At 67.2% G+C, this 10,821-nt stretch carries 11 protein-coding genes and 1 pseudogene; 4 read left to right on the top strand and 8 right to left on the bottom strand.

Annotated elements, in window-relative coordinates; all coding sequences use genetic code 11:
• Positions 1-261 (top strand): annotated as a pseudogene (locus tag EET03_RS30160) (PGRS repeat-containing protein); the annotation flags it as partial.
• Between the two features lie 51 nt (positions 262-312).
• Here the strand turns inward: EET03_RS30160 and EET03_RS08485 are convergent.
• The 5 genes from EET03_RS08485 to dxr all read right to left on the bottom strand — a co-directional run bounded on the left by EET03_RS08485 (position 313) and on the right by dxr (position 6,828).
• Positions 313-2,124 carry a penicillin-binding transpeptidase domain-containing protein gene (locus tag EET03_RS08485; RefSeq protein ID WP_099194070.1) on the bottom strand — a complete coding sequence of 604 codons (1,812 nt, stop codon included), beginning with the start codon at positions 2,122-2,124 and terminating at the stop codon, positions 313-315.
• 145 nt (positions 2,125-2,269) lie between these two features.
• Positions 2,270-3,127: a GNAT family N-acetyltransferase gene (locus tag EET03_RS08480; RefSeq protein ID WP_075540874.1), complete on the bottom strand. Its 858-nt coding sequence runs from the start codon at positions 3,125-3,127 to the stop codon at positions 2,270-2,272.
• A 53-nt stretch (positions 3,128-3,180) separates the two neighbouring features.
• Complete coding sequence (ispG, locus tag EET03_RS08475; RefSeq protein ID WP_063471136.1) at positions 3,181-4,362, bottom strand: flavodoxin-dependent (E)-4-hydroxy-3-methylbut-2-enyl-diphosphate synthase; 1,182 nt, start codon at positions 4,360-4,362, stop codon at positions 3,181-3,183.
• 23 nt (positions 4,363-4,385) lie between these two features.
• A complete protein-coding gene (locus EET03_RS08470) occupies positions 4,386-5,600 on the bottom strand; it encodes a M50 family metallopeptidase (protein WP_075540875.1) in 1,215 nt (404 codons plus the stop codon).
• 19 nt (positions 5,601-5,619) lie between these two features.
• On the bottom strand, positions 5,620-6,828 hold the full coding sequence (dxr, locus tag EET03_RS08465) for a 1-deoxy-D-xylulose-5-phosphate reductoisomerase (RefSeq protein ID WP_075540876.1): 1,209 nt from the start codon (positions 6,826-6,828) through the stop codon (positions 5,620-5,622).
• 119 nt (positions 6,829-6,947) lie between these two features.
• Here dxr and EET03_RS08460 point away from each other — a divergent pair, with 119 nt between their 5' ends.
• From EET03_RS08460 to EET03_RS08450, 3 genes are all read left to right on the top strand, one after another.
• Positions 6,948-7,205 (top strand): ribbon-helix-helix domain-containing protein, encoded by a 258-nt coding sequence (locus EET03_RS08460; RefSeq protein WP_075540877.1) that lies wholly within the window; start codon positions 6,948-6,950, stop codon positions 7,203-7,205.
• Positions 7,192-7,623, top strand: coding sequence for a type II toxin-antitoxin system VapC family toxin (locus tag EET03_RS08455; RefSeq protein WP_075540878.1), 432 nt, complete (start codon positions 7,192-7,194; stop codon positions 7,621-7,623). Before EET03_RS08460 ends, EET03_RS08455 begins: the two co-directional genes overlap by 14 nt.
• Before the next feature lie 120 nt (positions 7,624-7,743).
• A complete protein-coding gene (locus tag EET03_RS08450) occupies positions 7,744-7,998 on the top strand; it encodes a DUF2631 domain-containing protein (RefSeq protein WP_075540879.1) in 255 nt (84 codons plus the stop codon).
• Here EET03_RS08450 and EET03_RS08445 read toward each other — a convergent pair.
• The 3 genes from EET03_RS08445 to rlmN all read right to left on the bottom strand — a co-directional run bounded on the left by EET03_RS08445 (position 7,991) and on the right by rlmN (position 10,657).
• Positions 7,991-8,857 carry a cytochrome c biogenesis CcdA family protein gene (locus EET03_RS08445; protein ID WP_063471130.1) on the bottom strand — a complete coding sequence of 289 codons (867 nt, stop codon included), beginning with the start codon at positions 8,855-8,857 and terminating at the stop codon, positions 7,991-7,993. The two genes, EET03_RS08450 and EET03_RS08445, sit on opposite strands and share 8 nt — an antisense overlap.
• Positions 8,858-8,861: 4 nt before the next feature.
• Positions 8,862-9,383, bottom strand: a complete 522-nt coding sequence (gene dsbE, locus EET03_RS08440; RefSeq protein WP_075540880.1) for a disulfide bond-forming protein DsbE — start codon at positions 9,381-9,383, stop codon at positions 8,862-8,864.
• A gap of 179 nt (positions 9,384-9,562) precedes the next feature.
• Positions 9,563-10,657, bottom strand: coding sequence for a dual-specificity RNA methyltransferase RlmN (gene rlmN, locus EET03_RS08435; RefSeq protein ID WP_075540881.1), 1,095 nt, complete (start codon positions 10,655-10,657; stop codon positions 9,563-9,565).
• Between the last annotated feature and the right edge of the window lie 164 nt (positions 10,658-10,821).

Below are 10,821 nucleotides of genomic sequence, written 5' to 3'. Positions count from 1 at the left end.
GCCGCCGGAGGAAGCGCCGGCTCCGGCGGCCACGGCGGCAAGGCCGGGCTGATCGGCGACGGCGGCGCCGGCGGAGCCGGCGGCGAATCGGTTGACGGGCTCAGTCCCGGCGGTGACGGCGCTCCCGGCGGCGACGCCTGGCTGCTGGGCAGCGGCGGCAACGGCGGCAACGGCGGCAGTGGCGCACCTGCGGGTAAGTCGGGCAGTGGCGGCGCCGGCGGGCTGATTTTCGGCCAGAACGGCCTCCAGAACGGCCTGTAGCCGCGCCGCTGAGCCGATAAACAGGACCGGCTAGGACACGGCTAGGACCGGCTATGCCAGGTAACCGGGCGGCAGGATGTCGAACATCATCTTGGTCATCCGCACCGCGTACTCCGAACTGCCGCCGCCGACGATCAGCGACGCGAACGCCAGATCGCCGCGATAACCCGCGAACCAGGAATGCGATCCGCCCGGGAATTCGGCTTCACCGGTCTTGCCGAAAATCTCACCGCAGCCGGCGATCTCCTTGGCGGTGCCGTTGGTCACCACCAGCCGCATCATGGGGCGCAGCGCGTCGATCATCTTCGGGCTGATCGGCGTGCCGTCGCCCTCCACCGCCGTCGGCCGGCCGACGATCAGCTGCGGCACCGGAGTCTTGCCCGCCGCCACGGTCGCCGCCACCAACGCCATGCCGAAGGGACTGGCCAGGACCCGGCCCTGACCGAACCCGTCCTCGGTGCGCTCGGCTAGGTCGACCGTCGGCGGCACCGAACCGGTCACCGTGGTGATGCCTTCCACCCGATAGTCCAGGCCGATCCCGTAGCGACTGGCCGCCTGGGTCAGACCACGTGGCGGCAATTTGCTGCTCAGTTCGGCGAAGGTGGTATTGCACGAACTGGCGAACGCCCGCGACAACGGCACCACGCCCAGATCGAAGCCACCGTAATTGGGAATGGTGCGGTGTCCGATGTCGAGGTGGCCCGGGCAGCCCAACATGGTGTTGGGGGTGGCCATATCACGCTCGACGGCCGCGCCGGCGGTGATCATCTTGAACGTCGACCCCGGCGGGTACAGGCCGGTGGTGGCGATCGGGCCGTCGGCGTCGGCGCCCGCATTCTGTGCGATCGCCAGAATCTCGCCGGTCGACGGCTTGATTACCACGATCATCGCCTTACCGCCGCGGGCGTCCACCACGCGCTGGGCGGCGTTCTGCACGGTCCGGTCCAAGGTGATGGTGATCGACGGCGCCGGCGACGGCTCGACTTCGTGCAGCACCGCAACGTCCACGCCGTTCTGGTTGACGCTGACCACCCGCCAGCCCGCCTGTCCGTCGAGCTGGTCGATCACGGCCTTTTTCACCTCGGTCATGACGACCGGCGCGAAATGGTCGTCGGTGGGCAGCAGGTCGGCCTGCGGTGTGACCACGACTCCGGGCAGTTGTCCGATCGCCCCGAAGACCCGATTGCTGTCGTCGGCGCGCAGCGTGACCCCCAGATCCAGTGGCTGGGTCGACGAGCTGGCCTGTTCCGCGAGCAGCTGCGGGTCGTTCAGTGAGTCGTTAAATGGGTGCAGAGCCTCCACCACCGCGTGTGCGGTGCCGATCAGGTCGGCTCCGGCCGCAGTCGCGTCCAGCGAGTAGTGGTACAGGTAGCCCGGCGCCAGCACATCGGTACCGCCGAGTTCGTTCACCGAGGCCCGTCTGGGTGGGTCGGACCGCAGCGAAAAGGTCTGGTGCTCACCGAGTTTGGGATGCAGCCCGGTAGTGGCCCAGCGGACCTCCCAGTTGCCCTCGTCGCGGGCCATCTTCAGCTGGCCGTCGTAGCTCCAGGTCCGGTTCTTGGGCAGATGCCAGGTGAAGCGATACGCGACGGTGCCCATATCCTCGGCGTATTTCGAGCTGAGGAGCTGCGCGTCCAGGTGAGTGGCTTGCAGTCCGGCCCAGGCGGCGTTGAGTGCTTCGCGGGCTTCGTTGGGGTTGTCGGTGCGTTGGGCCGCGGTAGCGGTGTCGCCGATAGCCAATGCGGCGAAGAACTTCTCGGCGGCCGGGCCGGGGCCTTCGGGCCGAGGAGTACACCCTGGCAGTGCGACCACCGCGAACAGAACACCTGCGACAACTGAGGCTAACGTTATGCGAGTTTCCATCGTGACTGATGTTAAGAAGGCTGACAGCAGCGGCCGCGCAGACACACCGAGACCCAACTGTTATTGAGTCCCGGCAACGCGTATGCAACGTCAGGGCGAGATTCGGGCCAGATTTTCGGCGTGGCGTTACGGTCGCTGATCGGGGTCAGTCGAGCAGCACCGTGGCGAAGGTGCCCACTTCCCGGAACCCGACTCGCGTGTAGGCGGCGCGGGCCACCGTGTTGAAGCTGTTCACGTACAGGCTCGCGATGCGTCCACTGCCGACGATCACCGCGGCCACCGTCGCGGTGCCGGCGGTGCCCAGGCCCAGGCCGCGTCGTTCCGGGTGAACCCACACCCCCTGGATCTGCCCGACGGACGGCGATTGCGATCCCACCTCGGCCTTGAAGACCACCTCGCCATGCTCGAAACGGGCCCAGGCCCGTCCGGCCGCGATGAGGCTGGCCACCCGGCGACGGTAGCCGCGGCCACCGTCGCCCACCCGCGGGTCGATGCCCACCTCGCCGATGAACATGTCCACGGCCGCCACCAGGTAGGCGTCCAGTTCCTCCGGCCGCACCTGCCGCACCTCGGTGTCGATCGGACAACTGGGGTGGCTGTTGATGGCCATCAACGGTTGATGGTCGCGCACGTCGCGCGCGGGACCCCAGGTTGACTCGAGCCGCTGCCACATGGGCAACACCAGGTCGGCCCGGCCGACCAGCGACGAACACCGCCGCGCTGTGCTCTTGGCCTCGTCAGCGAACGCGTTCAGATCGATCAACCCGCCGCGCAGCGGAATGAGGTTGGCGCCGGCGAAGCACAACGAATCCGCCACGCCGCCGCGTCGGGTCCACAATTCGCCGCCAATCGAATTCGGCTCGATGCCATAGTCGGCGACGCGCGCGGCGACCATGCATGATTCGACCGGGTTTTCGTCGAGCACCCGCCATACCGCGGCGGCATCACGCACCACAGCCACCCGTCGTTCGCCGACCAGGCGCAAGATGGGCGGAGCCGACATCTGAAGAACCCTCTATGGTGCGAACCGAAACCAGAACCGTGCGCTGGCGCCTATCAGCTTACGGTCACAATCGGCGAACCGCTCGATGTCGCGCCCGGATCCTGTTCGGCGTCGGCTGCCATGTCGGCGGCGAGCCGCATCGCCTCTTCGATCAACGTCTCGACGATCTGCGCTTCGGGCACCGTTTTGATCACTTCTCCCCGAACGAAGATCTGTCCCTTGCCGTTTCCGGAAGCAACGCCCAGGTCGGCCTCGCGCGCTTCCCCCGGACCATTGACGACGCAGCCCATCACGGCCACCCGCAGTGGCACGTCCAGTCCTTCGAGACCCGCGGTCACCTCGTTGGCCAAGGTGTAGACGTCGACCTGGGCGCGACCGCACGACGGGCAGGACACGATCTCCAGCGTCCGCGGTCGCAGGTTCAGCGATCCGAGGATCTGATTGCCGACCTTGACTTCCTCGACCGGTGGGGCCGACAAGGACACCCGGATGGTGTCGCCGATGCCCTTGGACAACAGCGCCCCGAACGCGACCGCGGACTTGATGGTGCCCTGGAATGCGGGACCGGCCTCGGTGACGCCGAGGTGCAGCGGGTAGTCGCACTGGGCGGCCAGCAACTCGTAAGCGCGGACCATCACCACCGGATCGTTGTGCTTGACGCTGATCTTGATGTCGCCGAAACCGTGCTCCTCGAACAGCGAGGCCTCCCAGAGCGCCGACTCCACCAGCGCCTCCGGCGTGGCCTTGCCGTGCTTCTGCAGGAACCGCTTGTCCAGCGAGCCGGCGTTCACACCGATCCGGATCGGGATCCCGGCGTCACCGGCGGCCTTGGCGACCTCGCCGACCCGGCCGTCGAATTCCTTGATGTTTCCCGGGTTTACCCGCACCGCGGCGCAGCCTGCTTCCATGGCGGCGAAGATGTACTTCGGCTGGAAATGGATGTCGGCGATCACCGGGATCTGGCTGTGCCGGGCGATCTCGGCCAGCGCGTCGGCGTCCTCCTGACGCGGGCAGGCCACCCGGACAATGTCGCAGCCGGCCGCCGTCAACTCGGCGATCTGCTGCAACGTCGAGTTGACGTCGTGGGTTTTGGTGGTGCACATCGACTGCACCGAAATCGGATAGTCGCTGCCGACCCCGACATCACCGACCATCAGCTGACGGGTGATGCGCCGAGGGGAAAGCGTGGGCGCCGGGGGCTTCGGACTTTGCGGCAGGCCCAGGCCAACGGTCACTGTCGGTCCTTCTCTCTAGGTGGTTACTGGAAAAGCCGGATCGGGTTGACCAAGTCAGCGGTGACGGTCAACAGCATGTATCCGACAACGAAGAACAGGACCACGTAAGTGGCCGGCATGAGTTTGAGATAGTTCACCGGCGCCGCGGCCACCTTGCCGCGAGCGGCCCGAATCATATTGCGGATCTTCTCGAATAACGCGACAGCGATATGACCACCGTCGAACGGCAGCAACGGCAGCAGGTTGATAGCGCCCAGGATGAGGTTCAACTGAGCCAGGAAGAACCAGAACGCCACCCACAGCCCGTGGTCCACGGTGTCACCGCCGATGATGCTGGCACCTACCACGCTCATCGGAGTCTCCGGGTCACGCTGCCCGCCACCGATGGCATGGACCAACGCGCCGACCTTGGTCGGGATGGCTGCCAGTGCCTTACCCACCTCAATGGTCAGATCCCCGACGAACGCGAACGTGGCCGGTGTCGCGGACAACACGCCGTAATGGGTAGGACCGGGACGGAGGGCTCCGACCCCGATGGCGCCGACGGTGGCGGGCTGGACTTGACCACCCTGCCCGGTGGGCAACCAGCGACGGGTGGATTCGATGGTTACGTTGGCGGTGATGGTGGCGCCGTTGCGCTCGACGACTACGGGCACGGTGCCGTGCATTGCGCGTACCGCAGCGGCCATCTCGTCGAACGTGGACACCGGGGTGTCGCCGACCTTGACGACGACGTCGCCGGCGCGCAGCCCCGCCAGTGCGGCGGGGCCGGGACCGACGCACTGCTCGAGCTTGCCCTGACTGGTTTCGGCTGCGACGCAGCCGGTTTCGCCGATCACGGCCCGGGTTGGCGGATGCAGGTTGGGCAGGCCCCAGATCACCGCAATCGCGTAGATCAGCATCAGGCAGATGACGAAGTTCATCCCCGGACCGGCGAACAGCACCGCGACCCGCTTCCAGGTCGCCTGCCGGTACATTGCGCGGTCACGTTCGTCGGGAGCGAGCTCCTCGACCGGGGTCATGCCGGCGATGTCGCAGAAACCGCCCGCCGGAATGGCCTTGATGCCGTATTCGGTTTCACCGCGGCGCGTCGACCACAGGGTGGGACCGAAGCCGACGAAATAGCGACGCACCTTCATCCCGGTGGCGCGTGCTGCCCACATGTGGCCGCATTCGTGCAACGCCACCGAGATCAGGATGGCGAGTGCGAACAGCACAATGCCGATAACGAACATCATCAGGCTGTATGGACCTTTCTCACGCCTTTCCGGAGACCTTTTCGCAGGCTCCGGCCGGCCTTGCTCTGGAAACCGCGCGCTGCGCCCGTTCCCGCGCCCAGCGCTGCGCGTCGAGTACGTCATCCACGGTAGCGGGTGGAAGCGCCCATTGGTCGGCATCGTGCAGCACGTCGGCGATGGTCCCGACGATGGCCGGGAAGCCGATGCGGCCGGCAAGAAACGCTTCGGCCGCTTCCTCGTTGGCGGCGTTGTAGACGGCGGTCATGCAGCCGCCCGCTTCGCCGGCGTGCCGGGCCAGTTCCACCGCGGGGAAAACGTCGCTGTCCAGCGGCTCGAACTCCCAGGTCTGCGGCTGACCAAAGTCGCAGCAGGTGGCCGCGCCGGGCACTCGGCGCGGCCAGCCCAACGCCAACGAAATGGGCAGCTTCATATCCGGCGGGCTGGCCTGGGCAATCGTCGAGCCGTCGATGAAGGTGACCATTGAATGAATGATCGACTGCGGGTGCACCACCACGCCGATGCGGTCATAAGGAATGCCGAACAACAGGTGCGTTTCGATCAGCTCCAGGCCCTTGTTGACCAGCGAGGCCGAATTGAGCGTGTTCATCGGGCCCATCGACCAGGTGGGATGGGCGCCGGCCTGCTCCGGGGTGACGCTCTCGAGGTCGGCCGCGGCCCAGCCCCGAAACGGCCCGCCGGAGGCGGTGAGCACCAGTTTGGCCACTTCGTCCGGAGTGCCGCCGCGCAGGCATTGGGCCAGCGCGGAATGCTCGGAGTCCACCGGCACGATCTGGCCGGGCCGCGCGGCGCGCAGCACCAGGGGGCCACCGGCCACCAGCGATTCCTTGTTGGCCAGGGCCAGCCGGGCACCGGATTCCAGCGCCGCCAGCGTCGGCCGCAGGCCCAACGCACCGACCAATGCGTTGAGCACCACGTCGGCTTCGGTTTCCTCGATCAGCCTGGTGACGGCATCGGGTCCGTGGAAAGGGATGTCACCAACAGCCTGCGCCGCTTCATCGTCGGCGATGGCGATATTGGTCACCCCGGTCTCGGCACGTTGCCGTAGCAGTGTGTCGAGATTTTTGCCGCCGGCGGCCAACCCCACCACCTCGAAGCGGTCCGGGTTGGCGGCGATGACCTCCAGCGCCTGCGTGCCGATCGAACCGGTGCTGCCCAGCACCAGGACACGCAAGCGGCTGCCGTCATGCCCATCGGTCGGGTTTGTCACCTCATCATTGTGCCGCCAAACTCTCCTGTCGTCGCCACGCCCACGGTGATCGTCGAGTCGCGGTGCCGAGCATCATCTGAAGCCATCTTGATGCCTATGATTGATGCTAAGATGTCGCCATGCGCACGACGATCCGGATCGACGACGAGCTCTACCGCGAGGTGAAGGCAAGGGCCGCTCGCTCCGGGCGCACTGTCGCCGCGGTCCTCGAGGACGCGGTGCGGCGTGGTCTCAATCCGCCTGAGCAGCCGGCGGCCGGCCGCTATCGGGTCCAGCCGACGGGCAGTGGCGGGCTTCGGCCCGGTGTAGATCTGTCGTCCAACGCCGCCGTCGCGGAGGCGATGGACGAGGGCGTGTCGGTCGATGCTTTGCGTTGACGTCAACGTTCTCGTCTATGCACATCGGGCGGACCTCCGTGAACATTCGAGTTATCGCAGTTTGCTCGAGCGGCTGGCCAACGACGACGAGCCACTAGGTCTGCCAGACGGAGCGCTCGCCGGCTTCGTCCGGGTGGTGACCAACCGGCGCGTCTTCACCGAGCCGACGAGCCCGCATGACGCGTGGCAGGGGATCGATGCGCTGCTCGCGGCGCCCGCCGCGGTGCGGCTTGGCCCCGGCGAGCGGCACTGGATGCTGTTGCGGCAGCTCGCCGCCGATATCGATGCGAGTGGCAACGACATCGCGGACGCGTATCTGGCCGCCTACGCCCTGGAGAACAACGCGACCTGGGTGAGCGCCGACCGCGGCTTCGCCCGCTTTCGCCGGCTGCGCTGGCGTCATCCGCTGGATATGTGAGCGACGACGCGCTTGGTCGCCCGGCAGGTGACTCCCGGCTGATCCGGCGTGTGTCAAAATGTCGGAAACCCCCGATCCGATGCCAGAAGCCAAACCCGAACCCGAACCGGAGGAGTCGCCGTGGCAAGTACCGAGGTGGAGCAGTACACCGGCGTTGACCCCGCCGAGGTGCCGTCCGCGAAGTGGGGCTGGAGCAGGATCAACCACCGCACCTGGCACATCGTCGGGCTGGGCATATTCGTATTGCTGCTGGCGATGCTGCGCGGCAACCACGTCGGCCACATCGAGGACTGGTTTCTGATCGGGTTTGCCGCACTGGCGCTCGTTGTGCTGGTGCGCGACTTGTGGGGCCGCCGGCGCGGCTGGCTCAGGTAGAACGCCGCGCCCGGCGATACCACGCACCGGCAAGCCAGCCGAGCGTCAACATGGCCAACGCCGCAACCCACGGCCAGGCGCCGTGCTCGTGCACCCAGCCGGCGAGGACCCCTTGGAGCCGGCCAGCGGCGGTAATCACCCCGTCGCGAGGGTTCACCCCAGCACCCGCGAACAGGCGCAGCTCGTAGAGGCCGTAGTAACCCACGTACAGTCCGGTCAGTACCAGCAGCGCGCCGCTGATCCGGTTGACCAACGGCAGGACCCGCCGGATGCGGTCGGCCAGCGCCGAACTCGCGGCCGCGACACCCACCGCAAGCACGCCGACGACCAGGGCGAGACCGGCAATGTAAGCCAGGTAGATTGCGATGCTGCCCGCGATCGAACCACCCCGAAACCCAGCCCCGGTGACCGCCAGAAACGGGCCGATGGTGCACGACAGCGAGGCCGTCGCATAGCTGACGCCGTAGCCGTATGTGGATCCCAGCCGGGCCGTGGGTGCCCATCGCGGGCCGAACCGCCGGGGCGTCAACGCCGTCAACTTTCGACCCGCCAGCAGCCAAACCCCCAGGGCGACAAGGACAATCCCGATCAGAACCGTCGCGTACGGTAAGTAACGCTGCACCGTCGTGGCCGCCGAGATAGTCAGGGCACCGAACAACCCGAACACCGTTGTGAAGCCGAGCGCCATTCCCACGGTGGCCGCCAGCGCTCGTACGAGCGCTGGCAAGCCCCCACGTTCTGCGGGATGCAGCCCGCGCACCACCAAGAGCAAGTAGCCGGGCAACATGGCGAACCCACACGGGTTCAGCGCGGCAACCAGCCCAGCGGCGAACGCCAGACCGACCAGGCCCTGGTCCACGACGTCAGGACGCCAGCGCGGCCACCCGGCCGGCGAGGTCTTGTTCGGACATGGCCGACGTCGGGTTGTTGACGAAGGTCGACGAGCCATCCGCGCGGTAGAACACCCACGCCGGCTGCCAGGGAACGTTGTAGCGAGCCCAGATCGAACCGTCGGCGTCGTTGAGGTTGGTGAAGTTCAGGCCGTACTTGGCGACGAAGCCCTGCATCGCGCCGACGTCGGAGTGCGCCGCAATGCCGACGAAAGTGACATTTGGATTGGTGGCCGCTACGTGACTGATACTGGGCGCCTCGGCGTTGCAGAACGGGCACCAGGGCGTCCAGAACCACAACACGGCCGGCTTGCCCTGCAGGCTGGCCCCGTTGAACGAAGCGCCGCTGAGGGTGGTTGCGGTGAAATTCAGACGATCATCGGCAGCCATCGCACGCGGCGCACCGGTAACGCCGAGCAACAAGACAACCGCAAACGCGACGGCCACAAAGCCCGCGGCGAATGCTCTGGTCGGGGACGGTAGACGAAGAATCATGGCAGACCTCGTATTCGGACGTTGGTGCCCTGATCACGTAATACCCCGTGCCGGGGTTCATCACGCTCCAGCTATCCGCCTTCGGCGGCCAGCTGTCCGCAGGCCCGGCCCGATGCGCCCGCTACCCGCCTTCGGCGGCCAGCTGTCCGCAGGCCCGGCCCGATGCGCCCGCGCTCCAGCTATCCGCCTTCGGCGGCCAGCTGTCCGCAGGCGGCGCTGATCTCGCGACCGCGAGTGTCGCGGACGGTACACGAAACACCCTGCGCGCGAACATGTTTGACGAAGTCACGCTCCACCGGCTTGGGGCTGGCATCCCAGTCACTACCCGGTGTCGGGTTCAGCGGGATGAGGTTGACATGGACCAGCCGCCCCAGCGCGCGGTGCAGCCGCCGGCCCAGCAGGTCGGCCCGCCACCGTTGGTCGTTGACGTCACGAATCAATGCGTATTCCACGGACACCCGACGGCCGGTCACCTCGGCGTAGTAGCGGGCGGCACCGAGGGCCTCGTCGACTTTCCAGCGGTTGTTCACCGGCACCAGCCTGTCACGCAGCTCGTCATCGGGCGCATGCAACGACAGCGCCAGCGTCACGCCAAGCCGTTCATCGGCGAGCTTGCGGATCGCCGGAGCCAGACCCACCGTCGACACCGTCACCGAGCGGGCCGAGATGCCGAAACCGCACGGCGGCGGCTCGGTGATGCGCCGCACGGCTGCCAGCAACCGCGAATAGTTGGCCAGCGGCTCTCCCATGCCCATGAAGACCACGTTGGACAGCCGATCACCGAAGTCGTCCCGCATGGCCGCGGCGGCGGCCCGCACCTGTTCGACGATCTCTGCCGTCGACAGATTGCGGGTCAGGCCGCCCTGGCCGGTGGCACAGAACGGGCAGGCCATGCCGCAACCGGCCTGCGACGAGATGCACACCGTATTGCGTTGCGGGTAGCGCATCAGCACCGACTCGACGGTGGCCCCATCGACGGCCCGCCACAACGTCTTTCGAGTCTGGCCGGCGTCACAGGTGACGTCGCGCACCGCGGTCAGCAGAGTCGGGAACATCGCCGCGGCGATCACGTCGCGAACGGCCGCAGGCAGGTCGGTCATCTGGCGCGGGTCGGCGATCAGGCGGCCGAAGTAATGGTGCGCGAGCTGCTTGGCCCGAAACGCTGGCAGGCCCAGTTCGGCAACAGCGGACGCGCGGCCGGCCGCGTCGAGGTCGGCGAGGTGCCGCGGTGGCATGCCCCGGCGCGGCGCGTCGAACATCAGCTCACCGACCATGATGTGTCCAGTATTGACCTGCCGGGCGGGCTAGGGCGCCGGGTGGCCCCGGGGGGTCTCACCCCGGGGCTCCCACAGAACGGAGCGTGACAGTCTCCCATCACTCCGCTCTTCTCATCTAGTCCGTTTAGAACTCGGTCATCCACGCCCAGTGGGCGAACATG

It is taken from the genome of Mycobacterium innocens, assembly GCF_900566055.1.
Classification (GTDB): Bacteria; Actinomycetota; Actinomycetes; order Mycobacteriales; family Mycobacteriaceae; genus Mycobacterium; species Mycobacterium innocens.
Note: the sequence above shows the minus strand (reverse complement) of the source record. Positions and strands in the feature narration are given on the sequence as shown.

Excerpts from the sequence above, each read along its gene's own strand:
- EET03_RS08485 (WP_099194070.1), bottom strand. The coding sequence starts at position 2,124 with ATGGAAACTCGCATAACGTTAGCCTCAGTTGTCGCAGGTGTTCTGTTC.
- EET03_RS08480 (WP_075540874.1), bottom strand. The coding sequence starts at position 3,127 with ATGTCGGCTCCGCCCATCTTGCGCCTGGTCGGCGAACGACGGGTGGCT.
- EET03_RS08470 (WP_075540875.1), bottom strand. The coding sequence starts at position 5,600 with ATGATGTTCGTTATCGGCATTGTGCTGTTCGCACTCGCCATCCTGATC.
- EET03_RS08460 (WP_075540877.1), top strand. The coding sequence starts at position 6,948 with ATGCGCACGACGATCCGGATCGACGACGAGCTCTACCGCGAGGTGAAG.
- EET03_RS08455 (WP_075540878.1), top strand. The coding sequence starts at position 7,192 with ATGCTTTGCGTTGACGTCAACGTTCTCGTCTATGCACATCGGGCGGAC.
- dsbE (WP_075540880.1), bottom strand. The coding sequence starts at position 9,383 with ATGATTCTTCGTCTACCGTCCCCGACCAGAGCATTCGCCGCGGGCTTT.
- rlmN (WP_075540881.1), bottom strand. The coding sequence starts at position 10,657 with ATGGTCGGTGAGCTGATGTTCGACGCGCCGCGCCGGGGCATGCCACCG.